Origin of the sequence: Flammeovirga sp. SubArs3 (genome assembly GCF_947387565.1) — a bacterium.
GTDB lineage: Bacteria > Bacteroidota > Bacteroidia > Cytophagales > Flammeovirgaceae > Flammeovirga > Flammeovirga agarivorans.
The window spans coordinates 458,003-477,885 of record NZ_CANDOA010000005.1 but is presented as its reverse complement, the minus strand read 5'-3'; the positions used below and the strand labels follow the sequence as shown (position 1 = coordinate 477,885).

General features: G+C 34.1%; 9 protein-coding genes. 5 read left to right on the top strand and 4 right to left on the bottom strand.

Going from position 1 to position 19,883, the window contains the following annotated elements; translation table 11 throughout:
- Positions 1-112: 112 nt before the first annotated feature.
- Positions 113-3,880, bottom strand: coding sequence for a sulfatase-like hydrolase/transferase (locus tag QL232_RS16500; protein ID WP_281614961.1), 3,768 nt, complete (start codon positions 3,878-3,880; stop codon positions 113-115).
- 292 nt (positions 3,881-4,172) lie between these two features.
- On the opposite strand from QL232_RS16500, the gene QL232_RS16495 reads away from it, so the two are divergent.
- Complete coding sequence (locus QL232_RS16495) at positions 4,173-5,807, top strand: sulfatase (protein ID WP_281614960.1); 1,635 nt, start codon at positions 4,173-4,175, stop codon at positions 5,805-5,807.
- A 319-nt stretch (positions 5,808-6,126) separates the two neighbouring features.
- Entirely contained in the window at positions 6,127-8,697 is a 2,571-nt protein-coding gene (locus QL232_RS16490; protein ID WP_281614959.1) for a PQQ-binding-like beta-propeller repeat protein, read from the top strand.
- A 10-nt stretch (positions 8,698-8,707) separates the two neighbouring features.
- Here the strand turns inward: QL232_RS16490 and QL232_RS16485 are convergent, their stop codons facing one another.
- Positions 8,708-9,043: a helix-turn-helix domain-containing protein gene (locus QL232_RS16485; RefSeq protein ID WP_281614958.1), complete on the bottom strand. Its 336-nt coding sequence runs from the start codon at positions 9,041-9,043 to the stop codon at positions 8,708-8,710.
- 129 nt (positions 9,044-9,172) lie between these two features.
- Between QL232_RS16485 and QL232_RS16480 the strand changes: the two genes are divergently transcribed.
- Together QL232_RS16480 and QL232_RS16475 are read left to right on the top strand one after the other, a co-directional pair.
- Positions 9,173-9,625, top strand: a complete 453-nt coding sequence (locus tag QL232_RS16480) for a hypothetical protein (RefSeq protein ID WP_281614957.1) — start codon at positions 9,173-9,175, stop codon at positions 9,623-9,625.
- A 46-nt stretch (positions 9,626-9,671) separates the two neighbouring features.
- Entirely contained in the window at positions 9,672-9,977 is a 306-nt protein-coding gene (locus QL232_RS16475) for a hypothetical protein (protein WP_281614956.1), read from the top strand.
- Between the two features lie 67 nt (positions 9,978-10,044).
- On the opposite strand, the gene QL232_RS16470 is transcribed toward QL232_RS16475, so the two are convergent.
- Positions 10,045-12,267 carry a T9SS type A sorting domain-containing protein gene (locus QL232_RS16470; RefSeq protein ID WP_281614955.1) on the bottom strand — a complete coding sequence of 741 codons (2,223 nt, stop codon included), beginning with the start codon at positions 12,265-12,267 and terminating at the stop codon, positions 10,045-10,047.
- 126 nt (positions 12,268-12,393) lie between these two features.
- Positions 12,394-16,302, bottom strand: coding sequence for a glycoside hydrolase family 71/99-like protein (locus QL232_RS16465; protein WP_281614954.1), 3,909 nt, complete (start codon positions 16,300-16,302; stop codon positions 12,394-12,396).
- 336 nt (positions 16,303-16,638) lie between these two features.
- Between QL232_RS16465 and QL232_RS16460 the strand changes: the two genes are divergently transcribed.
- Positions 16,639-19,875, top strand: coding sequence for a SusC/RagA family TonB-linked outer membrane protein (locus tag QL232_RS16460; protein WP_281614953.1), 3,237 nt, complete (start codon positions 16,639-16,641; stop codon positions 19,873-19,875).
- Positions 19,876-19,883: the final 8 nt, after the last annotated feature.

Here is a 19,883-nt window from a genome sequence, read left to right as displayed (position 1 = left end):
GCCAGCTATAAGTGGTGTATATTTAGGAATAGTATAAAAAAAAGAGAAGATCATAGGTAAAACTTGATCTTCTCTTTTGTATTCTATGCTATATAAAGCACCTTACTATCAATTATGAATAAACGAATCTAATAATTAACCCTTTAATTCTTAAAAGATACATACCATGCGGTAGAGTTGAAGGAATTGGAAGTGTAATCTTAGAAGTATTGGCTATACTTGAATGATAAAGCAACTTGCCTTGGGTATTATATATAGCTATCGGAAGTTGTTTTTCTGATGAGGTAATATTGTGCTCAATATAGAGTACATTACCATTGGTAGGATTAGGGTACGCGTTCAAATGAATAGTATGGTCCTCATCAATACTTAGAAGGTCACTGTGTTGTAAATTCACAATGATATTTTCACTTAAATCACCAAAAGCAGAATCACTTTGGTACATTTGCCATTGAAAATTAGCCTCTCCTTCTTTTATTCCTTCTGAAACTTCTAAGTCGAACTCAAAGCTTTGAACCTGATTGGGAGCAACAACTTCTCCTTCTTTAAGATATACCTTATTCTCTGTCCAGAAATGATCTCCGACATTGCCAAGGTGTACTTCTCCAGAGGTCCAAGTAGTAGTTCCAGTATTTTTCATCTTGACTTGTATAGCATTACTTTTCCCAATTTGAATTGTCGAATTTACATCTTGGCTAATAAATTCAGCTTGATAATAAGGAGAAGCAAATGAAATGGGGATATTTTCGGAAAGTCCAACTTTACCTTCTAACATATCTTGCGAAGCTCCTGCTAACCTTAGATACCAATCATTCTCACAAGGATAACCATCCATATCGAGAGTAACTATACGGTCTTTTGCTTCAACAGGAAGGTCCTCACGATTGGTCACCATTTTAAACATTGCAGTACCTTCATCTACCTCATCAAACATTGCAACATATAAAAATCTACTACCAGAGTTTAAAGCATTATATACTTGTTTCCAATAAAATTGACCGCCATTTCTAGGAATTTGATTCAGTTCACCCTGCTTTATATTTAGCCAAGAGAACCCTGGCCACACTACAGGCATATAGTCTATTTCTTCTTTGTTACATTCAGTTAGATCTGGCTGAATATACTCTGTATTCCATTTGTCTATACTTGCGTCATTATTATAACGTCCAACTGACCAAGGAGAAATCATATCTAACTGTCTATAAATATCTGCCCATCCTTCTTCTTGAGCTGAAGAACGGGATAAGTTTCTCCAACCATCTGGAACACCACCTAGTATATAGGCCTGATATTTTGGATCTGCATCTTTATGGAAGTAATCAATGATTTTCTGGAAGGTTTCTACTTTTAAGCCTCTATCTTTAAAACCAATTCCCCAAATACCGATGACTGGTTTTCCTTCTTGTCGTACATATGATTCTTGTTCTAAAATTTCGTGTTGGTCCACAATATATTCCCAATCGGCAATCAGCTTGTCAAATAATTGACCGTCATCTGCCGTTCCTGAAATATCGTACATTACAGCGAAATGTCTCTGATGTGTCTTAGAAGCCTCTTTTACATTTTCTAAAATATCATTCCTTACTTTAAACATTTTGGGATCTGACAATGGATTGAGAAAACGTTGAAGGTAAACACCATAAATATCGTATGTTTTCATCCACTCAAAATGTTTCATGGTAGTACTCAAATCATGTGATGAAAATAAAGTAGCACTTTCTCCATTTTTCATAGTCATGTCCACTTCATAAGTATCTGTATACTCTGACATGTCTGGATAGTAATCAAAACCTAGATGATCGGCAGAGCTCAGTTCATTTGAAGTAAACCAATGCTTCCACTTATTGAACCCAGAGTTATCTTCTTTAGCCAAAAACCAACCTTGATAACCCATCATCATTTTATAGGTCAGTTGATTTTCATCTATCGTATTTTCACCAACCGAAAGTTTCATTTTTGGTGTTAAAACATCATTCCAATTCGATGTTTTATTCGTTAACTTCCATTGGAAATCATATTCGCCACTTTTAGTTGGAGTAGTTATTTCTAAAGTAAAGGTATACCCCTGCAATGGTTCAACGTCTTCTTCTAATTGGATGGAAGTAAGGTCTGTCCAATAGGTATTAGTCATGTTTTTCAGCTGAATTTCATTACCTTTCTTCCAAGTCTGCCCTGTATTATTTTGAAAAGAGATATGAACGTTTAATGTAGTATCTAATGACAGTGTATGCGGTACAGACTGTGAAATAAAAGTAGCCGAATTAGAAGATAGTATTTCTTTATTTTTGATAATATTCGCTCTAGAAGAACCTGTATTTTCTAACCATTCGACTAGATATCCTTGTAACCTGTCCACTTGTGATTTATACGAAAAACGATTCGGGTTAGTACCCAACAAGTTTTTCATTTCTAGTGGGTCATCATTTAGATTGTATAAAGCATTAAGTTCAGGCTTGTTTGCTGCATATGAAGTGATCAATTTCCAACCGTCGTCGGTAATTACCATATAATTTGGTTGTGTATCACCATGGTAATCCCATTCTGTTACAGCATATGTTCTTTTTTCTTTTTCCTCGATGACATCCTTAAGAGATGCACCATCTCTTAGTTCATCATCCACTTTTAAGTAATCCATGATCGTTGGATAGAGATCAATTAAAGAAACAGGGCTATCAATTTTTGTAGGTTTTATCTTATTTGGATACCAAATAATTAGTGGAATATGAGCAGACTCTTCATAAAACACATTTTTCTCCCTCATACCATGGCTTCCCAACATCTCCCCATGATCACTAGTGAAAATAATTAATGTGTTTTCATCCATACCATATTCTTCTAAGTCTTTTAGGATTTCATTAATGAAATAATCCACTTCTGTAATCAGACCAAAGTAGTTCGACATCATATATTTAACCATTTCTGGATCGGAATACTCAGGCATATTCAATCTCTTATTTGATTTGATATACGGAGAGTTTTCCATGTTGTCGTTGATACTTTCCGATATAGGCATGTCTTCAAGAGGGTACATTTGGTACCAAGGATCAGTTGGTAACATCGGAGCATGTGGAAAGAAATAAGAAATGGTAATATTAAAAGGTTTCTCTTGTTTTGACGCTCTAGCCAATGCCTCTTTAACTTTCTGAGTTTGGTGATAAGTTAAACTCATTTCTTGAGGTAAATTTAGCTTACCATGTTCATCCGGTTGAGTTTTAGGCATCGGATTTCCATTTAAATCAGGTCTTAGATAATCTTCACCTTTTTTATATCTTGAATCAATTGGGTCAGGGGTATAGAAGTTTTTAAAGAAACTACTCATCAAATCATCTTCGTTGATTTTTATTCCATGATCATTAGCATATTGCTTAAGCAAATCATTGTACTCCTTTTTATCCTGAAGAGTATAAACATTTTGAGTGTTGGTGGAATATTTAAATTCTGAATATCCTTCTGATAAGTGAATTGGAGAGTGATACTTACCAATATATTCTCCATAATAACCATTATCAATAAGTACTTGATCGAAAGAAGGTAAATCACAATAGTTCCCCTCATTAGGGTTAGTATATGCATCATCATTTCTTCTTACACCGTTATTCTCTACGGTTTGACCAGTAAGAATTACCGTTCTAGCGGGTCCGCATACAGAACATGGTGTGTAGGCATTTGTAAAATAAGCACCTTCGTCCGCAAGTTTATCGAGAGTTGGTGTTTTTAAGAAATCAAATTTCCCGGCTTTACCTAATGCATCGAATCGTTGTTGATCTGTCATGATAAAGAGTAGGTTTGTTTTCTCTTTATCTTCTTGTGCGAATAGAGACAGCGATATAAAAAAACAACAGAATGCTAAAGTAACTGTTTGATAGTAGATTTTCTTCATTTCAAATTTTAATTATGTATGGTATAATTTCAATTTAGAATCAAGAGAATAATGGGGTATTAAAATTCTATTAATAGAAGATATTATGATATAGAATAGAAAGTAAGCAGAACAACAATGGAATTTATTTATGCCTTTTTCTGATTAAAAAGAGGCCTTTTTGTGTTATTAATGGTCCATTAATCGGGCGTTAGAAATCAATTAACCTAATTTCTGATATTTGATTAGTACATATTTTAGATATGTGTAAACTGACTTTTATTTTAAGAAAAGACGAGCAGCATTTTTTAGTATGAAATTTACGAATTTACTTATCTTCCTTTTTACAGGTACATTTTTCAGTTGTGTTGTTCAGCCACAACAACAAGCTAAAGAAACAGCTAAGCGACCTAATATCTTATTTATTATGTCTGACGATCATGCTTACCAAGCGATCAGTGCATATGATAAGACCTTAACTTCTACTCCGAACATTGATAGAATTGCCGATGAAGGAATGAAGTTTAATAATGCTTGTGTCACGAATTCTATTTGTTCACCATCTAGAGCAGTGATTTTAACAGGTAAACATTCACATATTAATGGTAAAACAGATAATCATTTTCCATTCAATAAAGATAATGTCACTTTTCCTCAGATCTTTCAAGAGGCAGGATATCAAACAGCAATGTTTGGTAAGCTCCACTTTGGAAACAACCCAAAAGGATTCGATCAGTTTAAAATCTTAATAGGACAGGGACATTATTATAATCCTACTTTTATTACCAAAGAAGAAGGTAAGAAAGATTACAAAGGTTATGTGACAGATATTGTAACGGACATGACTTTAGACTGGTTAGATAAAGAAAGAGATAAAGAAAAACCATTTATGTTGATGTATTTGCATAAAGCACCTCATAGAGAGTGGTTGCCAGATGAAAAACATTACAAAGAATTTACTACAAAGACTTTCAAAGAACCAGAAACTTTATTCGATGACTATGCAGGTAGAGCTACTGCTGCCCACACTGCAGAAATGAATATTCTTAAGCACATGAATTGGGCAGGTGATTCTAAATTATATCCTGCAACGATGGAAGCTTTAGGTATAAAAGAGGGGTCACATTGGGATTACGAAGCTTTTAATAAAGAAAGAGACAGAATGACCAATGAGCAAAGAGAAGCATGGGATAAAGTGTATAAACCAGTAAATGAAGATTTTGCCAAAAAATTTGCATCAATGAATGAAAAAGAATTGATGCAATGGAGATACCAAAGGTATATGCAAGATTATCTAGGGACAATTGCTTCAGTAGATGACAACGTAGGTAGAGTATTAGATTACCTTGATGAAAATAAATTAGCAGATAATACGCTAGTGGTTTATACTTCTGATCAAGGTTTCTATTTGGGAGAACATGGTTGGTTCGATAAAAGATTTGCCTATAATGAATCTTTTAAAACACCATTATTAATCCGTTGGCCAAATAAAATTAAGGGAGGAATGACCAATGAAGAGATGGTACAGAACCTGGACTTTGCACAAACTTTCTTAGCGGCTGCAGGTATAGAAGCACCATCAGATATGCAAGGAGAAAGCTTAATGCCTCTATTAACTGGAAATGATGCGGAGTGGGATAGAGAAGCAGTGTATTACCATTATTATGAATATCCATCTATTCATATGGTAAAACGTCATTATGCTATCATCACAAAAGAATACAAACTTATTCATTATTACTATGATGTAGATGAGTGGGAATTATTCGACAGAAAAAAGGATCCACATGAGATGAAAAATGTTTACAATGATCCAGAATACAAAGAGGTGGTAGCTAAAATGAAAAAAGATCTTGCTGATCTAAGAGTAAAATATAAAGACAATTCAGAGATAGATCAAAGATTATTGAAGATGTATCTTGAATCAAAATATGCGAATAACGGATAATTTCAAATTATCATTGTGTGTGAGGGTGGAACGTGTGTTCTACTCTCTCTTTTCTAACCAGTTTAAAATTTATTCGGATGTAAGTCCGTAAAATAAAGACTTTGATAAATTCTGTTTATCAACTGAAGAGGAAGGATGCTCATTTTTAAGAATGCATTCTCTTCTTTAAATAATCTGAAGGAAACAAATTTCTTCATAGAGTACTATTTCATAGACACTTACTTTTTGTGATTTAGTAATGACAATTTAATAAGGACGACTGAAAAAGCATCAATAAATATAAGTTGATGCTTTTTTGTTTTAAAACTGACCAGAATTGATGAAAAATTTCCAATTATGTCTTTTACTATTATTGTTTGCTAATTATAGTTATTCGCAAAAGGATAAACTTTTTTTACCCTCTGGTTTATCTGATATTGACCGGGTAAGAAAAGAAGTAAGGATAACTAAAACATCGTCAGAAAATATCGAGAAACGTAGAGCTACTTTATATAGATGGTGGAGATTATTAATGAAACAAGGGTATGAATTATCAGATTTTGATTCCCTCGGGAATAACCTTGTTATTTATTCAAACCATCACCAAGAAGCAAGTAAAACGATCGATGAAGGATTTCAATGTTTAGAAGGAATTTTTAATAATAAAAAAAGAGTAAATGAAATCGCTATTGAACAAGTAGATTCATTAATCCACACCAGTAATACGAATTGGCCACAATATCATGGGACAAATACTTTACAAACAGGATTTTCGCCTGATGTTGGTCCCTATAGGGGTAACATCGCTTGGAAATTTCCGAAATCATATGGTTGTCAAATTTCCCCAATAATAGAAAATGGGAAGATATATATTACAGGAGAAGGGAGCGATATTATTGGTTATTGTTTAGATGAAGAAAGTGGAAAAGTAGAGTGGAAAGCAATGATCAACAAAGCGAATTACTATTCCAATTCAGATAGAAGACAAGATGCCATTGTATTGGAAAATTCTGTTCAGTTTATAGCAGGACATAAAACCTACAAATTCAATAAAAAAGATGGTTTTCAGCTGCTGAAGAAAAAAGAACATTCTGGTGGCAAAAAGCAGAAATTGATTTGTAGAAAAATTGACCTTAAAACCCTAGTGATTATTGATGGTAATGGAAATGTATTAAACTATTTTACAGAAAAAGACGGAATAACAGGACAGGCCAAAATAGTCAAAAATCAACTTTATTACATATCCCACAAAGGGCACCTAAAAGTGGTAAATTTAGATGATGGATCAAAAAGATCATTACCTTTTGAAGATAACCAACTTTACGGTTCACCCATATATGATAGTGGGGTGCTCTATATCTCTAGTAATTCAGGAGCCATAATTGCATACGATCCCTACGTCCAGAAACAATTGTGGGAATTTAAAGTGAAGCACTCAGAGGAACGCTCAAGACAACTTTTCTCAAAAATTGAAGTTCACAATAACCAGTTATTTGTTGGTTCAAGTAATAAGAATATTTATTGCCTAAACAAAAATACTGGCAATCTACTATGGAAATATAAAACAACTGATTGGGTTCGGTCGAAACCTATGTTCCATAAAAACATGCTATATATAGCTACTTTAGATGGTGTTTTGTATGCTTTAAAAACAAGTAAACATAAAGCAGTACTAAAGTGGAAAAGAAAAATTTCTGATCATGGTTTTGAGGCCGATCTAAAAGCAATGAATAATGGAGTATATGCTGTTTCCAAAAATTTTATTTTGTATAAAATAAATAGTAATGGAGATGAAGAATGGAAACATAGTTTATTGGATGGGATTTTTATTGGTGACCGATTATATACTTCTGAAGAGAAAGGAGGGCAACAAAGCTCCCCTGTTGTAGTTGATAATACGTTGTATATTGGAGGCACTGATGGTATTGTTAATGCAATAGATACGCAGACAGCACATGCGATATGGAAATTTGAAACAGTGGGAGTAATGGCATCCTCACCTACTGTAGCTTATGGTAAGGTATATTTTGGGGAAGCATATGAAGGAACAAACACCTATTACGCTGTAAATGCCAAAACAGGAAAATTGATTTGGTCTACTAAAGAATACGGAGCTGCTTGGGTCAATGCAACGTTTGATAAAGGTTATCTTTACTTGGGCAATATGGATGGATATATTTATTGTATTGATGCTGAAAATGGAAAGAAAATATGGAGTTATAACACATCGAAAAATATGCCTTTCGAAACCCTACCATTAGATGTAAAACCTCGTCATGGGTTTCCCCCTGGAGTTTATTGTAATCCCGTAATTTCAGAAGGTGTGATTTATACTGGTTCATGGTCTGGTTACTATTTTGCCATTAATGCAGAAACAGGTCAATTGAAATGGAGAACAAAAACTAGTACAGATCATCATGATGGTGGACTACCTGATTCTGCGGCACCTGTCCTATACAAAAACCATCTTTATGTGCAGAAAGGAGGGTATCAATTAGCAGCACTTAATAAATACAATGGAGATATTGAATGGGTATGGACAGCTCCACCAGGGTATCTCCAAAACGGAACCATTACAGTAGCTGAAAATAAGATTTATGCTTCCATCATTCGAGAGGTGACCACCCTTCCATATGATACCAGAATTATTGCTTTTAATGATTTTGAAAATGGTGGAAACGAACTATGGCAATACCGAGGTGGGGGAGGTTTGACAGCTGCAGCTCTTACTAAAGAAAAACTGATCTTTGGTTCATCAGGAGATGCTTTTGTTACATGTCTTAATCCCGAAGATGGATCAGTAAAATGGAGATTACTACTTGGAGGAACCATGTTGGAAGTTGTTCCAGCAATATATGGTAGCAATGCGTTTATACAATGCAAAAATGGCTACTTGTATTGTATAGAATAACTGCTTGGAGCTAGGAATCATGTTTATTTTCATCCTCAACAAGGTACATACCCCATTCTGCTAATGATCTAAAAATAGGCACAAGTTCTTCAGTTTTTTTTGTGAGTCTATATTCTACTTTCGGTGGAGATTCAGCATATTCATGTCTCGTAATCAGTTTATCTCTGACAAGTTCTTGTAATTGAGTGGTTAGAACTTTTCTGGATATATTAGGGATTAATACATGAAGTTGACCAAATCTCTTAGGAGAATTTTTAAGGTGTGAAATAATAATGGGCTTCCATTTTCCTCCGACTACAACTAATGCTTGTGTTAAAGGACAGTTTTGATGATTTTTTTCGCTCATAGTAGTTTAAAGGTTACCTAAAAGTAACTAGTTTTTTGTCTAAAATACTGTTGATGTTCACTCAAAATGAACTAATTTTTCTGTTTTATAGTAACTTCATATGTAAAAATTAAAGTAATAACTTTTATAATGAATTCGATTAAGTATAAAGATTTTAAAACACATGAAAAGGCATTTTTTATTGGTTTAATTATTTGGATCTTTCTTCAAACCACTCGTTTTATTGCATTTTCATTAATAGATGAAATTAATAATGGTGGGGAATCTTTAGCCTGGATGTACCCTGCTTTTCTAGATATTTTTGCAGCAGTCCTTGCTTTTCCATTGATCGCTGCCCTCTGTATAAATAGAGGACTTTCTGTGTGGTCCATGTCTATTATATATTTATCAATTTCAATAGTAGATCACTTTGGGAATTTTACAACGACTACTTTTGTTGGTCCACCTTCGATAGTTGAGGAAGGAATGGATCCATTGTTGGTTCCCATAATTCAAACTGTTTTAGATTTTATATTTCTAATACTTCTATTTATTCCTACTTACAGAAACTTGTTTTTTAAGTTAAAGACTTCAAATGATTAATTATCAAATTGTAGGAAATCAATAACCCTAAATAAAACTTATATCTATGAAAGATGCATTATCAAAATTTGATAAAAAGACTTTTAGTTACACTTATACCAATAATGATTGGAGCTTCACAAACTATTTTGATGGAGAGATCAGAATATCAGATGTTGGAGCGAGGGGTACTTTAAGAGAAAAGGTGACAATTAAGGAATACCCCGATAGTATATATGTTATTGCTTGGGAAGACGAAGAAATGGGACCTATTACCCAAGTGGTCAATTTTAAAGATAACACCCTTGTTTGCACTATCAAATGGGAAGGAAATATTGAAATTTGGCCCGGTATAATTACAGAATTCAAATAAGGAATATCTACTTGATAGATAGAAACAAAAATGCCGTCTTAAACTATATATTAAAACGGCATTTTTATTAATTTTTGACTATTCGTATCGAAGCCTTTTTACCATCTCCGTAAATAGTAAGAAAGTATACACCTTTAGGTTGATCAACTTCAATATCAAGAATTTGTTGGTGATTGTATTCATTTGAAAATACTAATCTACCGTTAACATTGCGTAGTTCTATTCTAGCTTGATTGAATTGTTTACCCAAATCAACTTTAAAATTTTGTGCGATAGGATTCGGGAAAACTTTCACCTGAACACCCAATTGATTATCAATAATGCCAACCGTGGTCATATTAATACAATCAGAAATTACTGTGCAACCTTCTTCAGTTAACATTACAGCATAATTTCCTTTTTCTGTAACCACAAAAGATTGATCAGTTTCCCCTTCAATAATACTGTAGTCATTATCACAATCTACCCAAACATAAGTGGCATTTGGGTTGTTGGCTGTAAGAACGTTGCCATTTACGGATACCTTTCTCACAGCAACAGTATTTGTTATTGTAAGATTCAATTGAACTACAGAATCACATCCGTGTATGTTCTGAAGTGTAAATGTTGGTTCATTTGTACTTTCATAATAGGTGTTTCCATCTATCCAAGTAAATCCTTCACAAGAATTTTGCTCATCTATAGTCACTAAGACATCATCGTTAAGTTTCTCTAAACGACTATTTAGTTGTGCTTCATATAATGATGAGGGAATAAGTTGGGCCTCGTTATTGGTTCCTTCAATGTACCCTTCAGGATTTGAAAAAGGTCCAAGGTTATCGACGATACCTTTACATCCAATGGCAAAATTTTGTCCTGTTGGTGGTTTCTGAATTACAATTTGTCCATCATCTGCACCTTCTCTTGTAACATCACAATTCCATGCTACAGAATTTGCTGATGACCATCCATGACCTGTACCCCAATTTCCTCTATTAAAAAGACCGAGTACTCGACCAGGATTTTCACCATAATCTCTAAAATTATCAAACAACATACCTGTTGTCCATCTCCTATGCCCTTCAGAGGCTGTAAGAGGATCTATAGAAGTACAATTATAAAATACAATTCCAGCTACAGAACTCGTACCATTCGATACAAAATTATGGCGACCTTTCCTTGCTATACAATTTGTGAATAATACATTCTGAGTAGCGGTATTTGTACAATAGTTATACTTATAACCACCACTAGATGGACCAATAGGATCATTTGCTTCACAATCTGAAATGGTTAGGTTTCTTGATGAATATATATCAACACCAGCATAATAAAAGTGTAAGAACTCACAATTTTTAATCCATGAATCCTGCAATTGTGTACACTTAACTGCCGAACTAGCATGGTCTTTATCATCTGGGTTTGAAGTGTCGTATTCAATATCAATACGTAAATCTTCTAGTCCAGCATTTTCTATAAATCCAGTATTGTCATGCACATAAATGTAGGATTGTGATAAGCTACGAACTAGATCATTAAAAACAGGGCTGTTGGTATATATTGTATTACAATTTATAGCTGTAATAGTTGTGTGATAAATAATTGGTTGTTCATCTACAACCCAAGGGGCATCTCCAGCAGTCCCGCCGTAGTCAACACTTTCTATCCATTCTGCAGTACAAGGATGGTAAATAATAATTTCATCACCTATCTTATATTTACTTGCATCTTCTACCTGAAAGTGCTTTTGCCCAACTTTTACTGTATCATCTACTATATTTGATCTTGTATTGGCAATTTCCGTACTGAATACAGTGTTTTGACCACCTCCAATGTGGATAACAGGTCTGCCAGAGGGATCGTTTCCAACACCATATAGAATTGTATTTTCTGTAACGTCCTCTTTATCGCCAGAACCTTTTAATATCACTCCAGAATATTTTAACCTGATAATACCATGGACATCATATTGACCTGGATTGAGTAATACTGCCCCTCTAATTCCATTTTCGTCAGCTTCCATTTGTCCTACTTGATCGATCGCTGCCTGAATATGGGCTGTATTATCACCATCAATAGGATCAATGGTTAATTTTACTGGGACATCAGGAATTTCTTCATTACCACTTTTATATCCTGCACTTGAAAAATCTGGAAGTTTAATACCAGATGTAGGATCAACGAAGTAGGTCAAATTTCCATCATCATCGATATTAACTAGATCAGATTGCCATGTATCTTGACTAAAAACAGAGGTTGATTTTGTAATTATAAAAAATAATACAAATATAATTTCCTTATTTAACTTCATGATTAAAAAATATTATGTCATCAGGAAATAGGGTTTGTTGATGAGCTTGGTTAGTAATAAAATAAAAAAGAATTCACCACTGTAAGATATTGATTAAATACCTTGCAGTGGTGATGTAGTATTAGATTATTTTTCCATTTTTCGAGTAGGAATTTCCTTTCTTAATTTTGAAGGATTGTCTAACATTTTTCTTCCTTCTTTAACTAACCATAAATAGTGGTCAGTAGGTAACCCCTCATTGTCTACCATTTGTAATCCCATTGGAATGTCATTGGTGATTTTGAAGAAACAAGTAGCTTCATCAATTTCATCAAACATGCCGATATATACCATCTTTGCACCAGCTTTTGCAGCACCATGCATTTGCTCCCAGAAGAATTCTCCTTTCAGCCTTGGAATCTGATTTAATTTAGAATCTCTGTGCATATTGTACCAACTGAAACCAGGGAATAGTACAGGCATAAAATCAAGCTTTTCTTCCTTACACCAAACAATATCGTCTTCAATGATAGGGTAGAAGTCAGGGTATTTTCCTTCTTTGATTCTACCTGTGTACCAAGGTAAAACAATATCACTTCTGCGTACCAAATCATGGAATAGAGGATCATTTGTGGCATCAAAGACACCATCTCTCCAACGCGTAGGAACGCCCAAAAGAATAGAGCAACCACCATAATCGGGATCATTTTGAAGAAAATCGATGATCTTCTCACAGTGCTCTAGGTAATATTTTCTTGTCTTTTTCTTGGGGTCGAAACCGACACCCCATATCGCTACTAATGGCTTGCCGTTCGTCGATAAATAGACATCTTTATATTTAGTAGTTAGCTTGATTTTATCCACTAACTCTTTCCAGTCTTTAATAAAATCTTCAACACCTTTATCGCCTTTCATACCAGACAAGTCATACATAATGGCCACACCTCTGTTGTGCTTTTTCGCAGCCTCAAGGCTATTAACCAATACCTTATTTAAATTTGGATTGATCAATGGAGAAGCAGCTGAAGTTACAAAACGCTGTACAAAGGCAGCATCAATATTATACTCTTTCATCCAACGGAAATGAATATCCTGTGTCACTGGATTTACAGAAGAGAATAGCTGTGCCGTTGAACCATCCTTGTGTTTAAAAGGAGTATCATATTTTGCAGATTCAGGGAATTCACTTAGGTCAGGCCATGCATCTACTCGAATATTGTCAACTGATAAAGGCTGCTTTTTAATAAAGTTCTTTTGGTAGTGTTTCCAATGTAAACCAGAACCGTCTTTTGGTGCGTTAAACCAACCTTGGTACCCAGTATAAACCTTCATATCTGCAGTAGAGAACTTGAATGTTTTACTGTGTTTGGTGTTCATTTTTACATTCTTCTTGACATAAACAGCCGCCCTCTTTACTTCTTTCTCTAACCCTTCTTTGGTGTTTGCCAATTTAAGTTCTCTGATTATCGCTTTATCATTCGAATTAATATTAACTCTTATATCATGTCCATTACAATTTTTCTCGAAACGAGCATCAGCAATTTCAAAATAAGCTTTCTTCCATTTTCCAGAATCCTTTAATTTAAAAGCATGTGCTGTTTTCCAAGCACCAGGCGTTGTTTTTGGATTTTTCTTGAAATTTTTGTCTTTACTATCATAGAAAATTGCAGCATTACCTGTTCCCTTGTCAAGGTATTCTAGGTAACCAAAAATCTTAGGACTTTCTGAAACAATTTCTTTAGATAGAATATCAAAGTAAAGCATTTTGACATTATTGTTCGCTTTAGACTTGATATCCCAAGCTTCCACTCCATCAATAGTCACCGTTTCATTTAACGTTTCTTTACCACCTTTAATGGCAACTATACCTACAAAAGTTGGCTTTTTCTCTAAACGAGAAGCAATTACAATAGAATTTGTTACTGCATCACCTTGGTTTAAAGCCGCTTTACTTTTGGCAAATTTCAGTTTACTGATAATAGGATTTTCACCCGTATTGAAATTGATTCTTAAATCATGTCCATTACAGTTTTTTTGGAAACGGGCATCTGCGATTTCGAAATAGGCTTTCTTCCACTTTCCAGAATTTGTCAGTTTAAATGAATGTGCTTTTTTCCAAGCACCAGGTTTTGCTTTTGGATTTTTCTGAAAGCTTTCGTCTTTACTATCATAGAAAACGGTCACATTACCATTGCCTTTGTCTAGGTATTCGATGTAACCAAAAATCTGATCGTTTGAATTAATGTATTCTTTCGACTTCACATCGAAATAGATCATCTTAACATCTTCATTCTTCACAGCTTGAACTTCCCAAGCAGTTCTGCCATCCAATTCAATAGGCTTATTGGCAGTTTCACTGTTTGCTTTAATAGCTACAAGACTATTAAATGATGGGCTTTTACCTAAAGAAGCTGAGATAGTATTACTTGCAATTGTTACAGCATTCGTCTCTTTTTCTTTATTTAAATCTTCTTTACTTTTAGCAAATTTCAGTTTGCTGATAATAGGATTTTCACCTGTATTGAAATTGATTCTTAAATCATGTCCATTACAGTTTTTTTGGAAACGGGCATCATCGATTTCGAAATAGACTTTCTTCCATTTTCCAGAATTTGTCAGTTTAAAAGCATGCGCTTTTTTCCAAGCACCAGGTTTTGCTTTTGGATTTTTTTGAAAACTTTCGTCTTTACTATCATAGAAAATGGTTACACTACCATTGCCTTTGTCTAGGTATTCGATATAACCAAAAATCTGATCATCTGAATTGATGTATTCTTTCGACTTCACATCGAAATAGATCATCTTAACACCTTCATTTTTCACTGGTTGAACTTCCCAGGCAGCCTTTCCGTCCAATTCAATAGGTTTATTGGCAGTTTCACTGTTTGCTTTAATAGCTACAAGACTATTAAATGATGGGCTTTTACCTAAAGAAGCAGAGATAGAGTTACTTGCACCAGCGCTAGCACCTGTCTCACTATCTTTATTAAGTTCTTCTTTACTTTTAGCAAATTTCAGTTTTTTGACGATGGCTTGTTCACCTGTATTGAAATTGATTCTAATGTCATGTCCATTACAATTCTTCTGGAAACGGGCATCATCGATTTCGAAATAGGCTTTCTTCCACTTTCCGGAATTTGTCAGTTTACATGCATGTGCTTTTTTCCAAGAGCCTGGTTTTGCTTTAGGGTTTACTTGAACACCTACATCTTTACTATCATAGGTGATGATAATATTACCGTTACCTTTATCAAGGTATTCTAAATAAGCATAAAGTTTGTCACTCTCGGCAATAAATTCTTTAGCATTCACATCAAAATAAATCATCTTGACATTTTTATTGCCTTTTGATTTTACCTCCCAAGCATCGATACCATCAATGTTGATCGGTTGAGTAGCTGTTTCTCCATTTCCTCTTACTGCGATTACTTTATTAAATGTTGGGTTGCTTCCCAAAGTAGCGGAAATAGATTTAATCACCTTTGGAGCAGAATTAGGATCGCGAGAAATTTTTAATGACCTAACATAAACTTCTTCATCTGAACCTATAAGGATTGCAATATCATGATTGTCACATTTCTTATTGAAACGGGCATCGTTAATAGTAAAGGTTGTGGTGATCCATTTATTATTTTTTTGGAAGTTGAACTGTTTTCCTAATTTCCAAGCACCTTTCGCTTGGTTGTTTACTTTGACCTTTTGGTCATAGCTATCATATTTAAATTGAACAAACCCGGGTCCTTTAGAAAGATACTCTAAAGTAATAGTTAGTGTCTGTCCTTTTAAATTGAATTGCTTCTCATTGACATCAAAATATAAATGAGCTAAAGATTTATTTTCTTCCTTGTTAATCTTCCATGCACCTTTGCCTTTTATGGAAGCAACCTCATGAGGTCCTTTTACAGGTTGAAGACTTTTATTGTCTAAATTATTATGTAATGTAGCTTCAATGACCAAATTACTTCCTTGAGAGTAGCCCTCTATAGGATAGCAGATAATGAATACTACAAAAACACTTAGTAAGTAGTTTTTTAATTCCTGAAAAAATAAATTCATTTCATATAATAATTAGAGTGATGTATTAGGATTCATTATAAAATTAGATTTTCAGTCTAAAGAAGTCTTAACAGTTGATTAATATGGCGCATATTATGATTATTAATCAATAAAGTGACAGTAATATTTGATAAGACTACAATAATCAATCATTTTTAGTAAGAGTTGACGTTATGGCGGTGTTATTTTTTAGCCTCAATTATGCAATTAAGAATGTATTAATTTGTGACTATGATTCAATTAACAAGTAAAACTATCTTCGAACTATTCAATCTGGTCTAACTGAGATTTTTTGAAATTATGAAATGATAATTATTTAATGACAATCTATTTAGTATGAAACGAATAATTACAACTATACTGTTTTTACTTTCTATCTATTCTCTAACTTATGCTCAAACAGAGACACACATTGTCGAAGGCGTAGTGTTAGAAGAAGCTTCAGATATTCCTTTACCCGGTGTAAATGTTCTTGTGAAAGGAACTGCCAAAGGTGCTGTGACAAACTTAGAAGGTAAATTTAGTTTAGAAGCGGGTATTAATGATATTCTTGTATTCTCATTTATAGGTTTAGAACCTAAAGAGATAAAAGTAGGGTATCAAACATCATTACAGGTATCTCTAAAAGAAGATACGAAACAATTAAAGGAAGTTGTTGTAACGGCTCTTGGTATTGATAGAGATAAGGAGAGTTTAAGTTATGCAACACAACAAGTTGAAACAGAAGAATTACTTCAAGGAAAGCAATCAGACTTCATTACCAATTTATCTGGTAAAGTTGCTGGTGTGCAGATTACAGCTTCAGATTCTCCAACAGGATCGAGTAGAGTTGTAATTAGAGGTGTATCTTCTTTAGCTAAAGACAATCAACCGTTATATGTAATTGATGGTGTTCCTATCGAAAGTGGCTCTGGTGATTCTGGTGTTACTGTCGGAGGTGGTAATAACATTGATTACGGAGGAGGAGCAAGTTTTGTGAATCCAGAAGATATTGCAGATATACAAGTGCTAAAAGGAGCGAATGCTGCTGCCCTGTACGGCTCTAGAGCTACCAATGGTGTGATTATGATTACTACTAAGAAAAGTAATAAGAAAAATAAAGGTTGGGGAGTATCTTATGGGTTGAATTATCAGGTAAGAGAAGTTTCTCAGTACCCAGATTACCAAAATGTCTATGGTGCTGGTAATGCATTCCGATTGGGAGCTAATGAGCAATATATTGATCCAGTGACAGGTTTACCTTTGCTAAATCAATACAATAGAAGCTGGGGTTCGCCAATGTTAGGTCAAGAAGTGATCGGTTATAATGGTCAGCCAACAACTTATGATGTTAACCCGAACAATGTTAAAGATTTCTTCCAAAGAGGAAGTACTATGACTAACTCGTTTTCAATTCAGAAAAGTGGTAACAATGGTTCAGTATATATATCATATACTCGTCTTAATGCTGACGATATTGTTGATACTCAGAATGAACAAGTTAGAAATACATTCAATGTAAGAGCGACAACTAAAGTAACTGACTTTCTTGATGTCGATACAAAAATGACGTATGTAGGGGAGAACACTGATAATAGAATGCATAAAAATGGTAGTGTTCATAACCCATATTATATTTTCACTTTCATGCATAGAAATGCAAACCTAGAAGACTTAAAACCTTGGAAAGATGAAAATGGTAATGAATTTGGACAAAGAAATACATTTTCAAACCCTTACTGGGCGATCTATGAAAACTCTAACAATGACAAATTGAGTAGAATCTTACCTACAATTACACTAAATGCAAAGATTGCCAATGGCCTATCTTTTAAAACTAGAGTAGGTGGTGATTTACAATTTAGAAGTGGTGAGGTATTCAATAATAAGGGTTCTGTAAATGATCCAGATGGTTTCTTTAGTACGTTTAATAGAGATATTGCCGTTTGGAACTACGAAGCATTCTTAAACTATAGTAAGCGTGTTAGAAAATTTGATATCCTTGTCAATGTAGGTGTGAGTAGATTCGACCGAAGAATGAATTATACTAGAACAGATTTTAATTCATTAGTTGCTGCTGATTTTGGTAGTAGTGCGAATGCGGCTACTTACCCTGAGGTTTTCCAGACAGAAGAAAAGAAACGTATTAACTCAGTGTTTGCTACAACTTCAATTGGGTATAATGATTTTATCTATTTTGATTTAACAGCCCGTAATGATTGGAGTTCTACTTTACCTGAATCTAACAATTCGTACTTCTATCCAAGTGTAGGTACTTCATTCATCTTTACAAATGCATTAAATATGTCGAGTGATGTATTATCATTTGGTAAATTAAGAGGTTCAATCGCACAAGTAGGTAATGATACAGATTTTAACCAAATCAATAATACTTACAGTTATGGTGGTAATTATAACGGTTATGCATGGGTATCTAATCAAACCGTTATGCGAAATACAGATTTAAAGCCTGAAAGTACAACTTCTTGGGAATTGGGTACTGAATTGAAGTTTTTTGGTGGCAGAATCTCATTAGATGCAACATATTATGATAATGTTACTTCTAACCAAATTATTAGAATCAATATGCCAAAAGGTTCTGGTTATGATTATAAAATGATTAATGCCGGAGAAGTACAAAATACAGGTGTAGAATTGGTTTTAGGCACTAAAATAATAGATAAAAAAGCGTTCAACTGGGATATTAATATTAACTGGTCGAAGAATACATCAATGGTTAATTCTTTATATAAAGATGAAAAAACAGGTGTTGATATCACTCAGATCAGATATAGAGGATTAAGAGATATTTCAGTAAATGCAGAAGTGGGTCAACCATTTGGTGTTATCAGAGGATCAACATGGTTAACAGATGATGAAGGACGTAAATTGGTATCTGCAGAGGGTGTACCTATCCAAAATCAAGAGCAGGTTTTAGGTAATGCACAACCAGATTGGTTAGGAGCTGTGACTAATACTTTCAAGTATAAGAACCTAGACTTTAGTTTCTTGATTGACGCAAAAATTGGAGGTCAAATATTCAGTGAAACGTATTCAAGAGCTGAAACTTGGGGTAATACAAAGTCTTCATTAGGAGGTAGAGATGAATATTGGTTTAGTAATACCATCTTAGGAGAAAACAACCAAGAAAGAGCAGGTATCGGTGAAGATGGAAGAGTGTATGGCGACTATGATAGAGACAAGGGAATTATGCTAGACGCTTGGATTGCTGAAAGAAACCCAGAAACTGGAGAATGGAAAGCGGTGAAGAAAAATGATGCTTATATCAGTCCTCAAACATTCTGGCAATTAGGTACTTCAAATGCGAGTGAATATAATATTTATGATGCTTCATATGTAAAATTAAGAGAAGTTTCTATTGGTTATAATATACCTCAGAAATTATTGAGAAAGTTTAAAATCAAGAGAATGCGTATTGCTGCAGTAGGTAGAAACTTATGGATTATTTATCAAAATACTCCAAGGGGTATCGATCCTGAAGCTGCTTCTTATTCTGGTAATGGTCAAGGTATTGAGGTGGGATCTTTACCTCCAACAAGTACACTTGGTATTGATTTTAGAATTAACTTTTAATCAGAGCA

Coding starts and splice junctions, on each gene's coding strand:
- QL232_RS16500 (WP_281614961.1), bottom strand. CDS start 3,880: ATGAAGAAAATCTACTATCAAACAGTTACTTTAGCATTCTGTTGTTTT.
- QL232_RS16495 (WP_281614960.1), top strand. CDS start 4,173: ATGAAATTTACGAATTTACTTATCTTCCTTTTTACAGGTACATTTTTC.
- QL232_RS16490 (WP_281614959.1), top strand. CDS start 6,127: ATGAAAAATTTCCAATTATGTCTTTTACTATTATTGTTTGCTAATTAT.
- QL232_RS16485 (WP_281614958.1), bottom strand. CDS start 9,043: ATGAGCGAAAAAAATCATCAAAACTGTCCTTTAACACAAGCATTAGTT.
- QL232_RS16480 (WP_281614957.1), top strand. CDS start 9,173: ATGAATTCGATTAAGTATAAAGATTTTAAAACACATGAAAAGGCATTT.
- QL232_RS16475 (WP_281614956.1), top strand. CDS start 9,672: ATGAAAGATGCATTATCAAAATTTGATAAAAAGACTTTTAGTTACACT.
- QL232_RS16470 (WP_281614955.1), bottom strand. CDS start 12,267: ATGAAGTTAAATAAGGAAATTATATTTGTATTATTTTTTATAATTACA.
- QL232_RS16465 (WP_281614954.1), bottom strand. CDS start 16,302: ATGAATTTATTTTTTCAGGAATTAAAAAACTACTTACTAAGTGTTTTT.
- QL232_RS16460 (WP_281614953.1), top strand. CDS start 16,639: ATGAAACGAATAATTACAACTATACTGTTTTTACTTTCTATCTATTCT.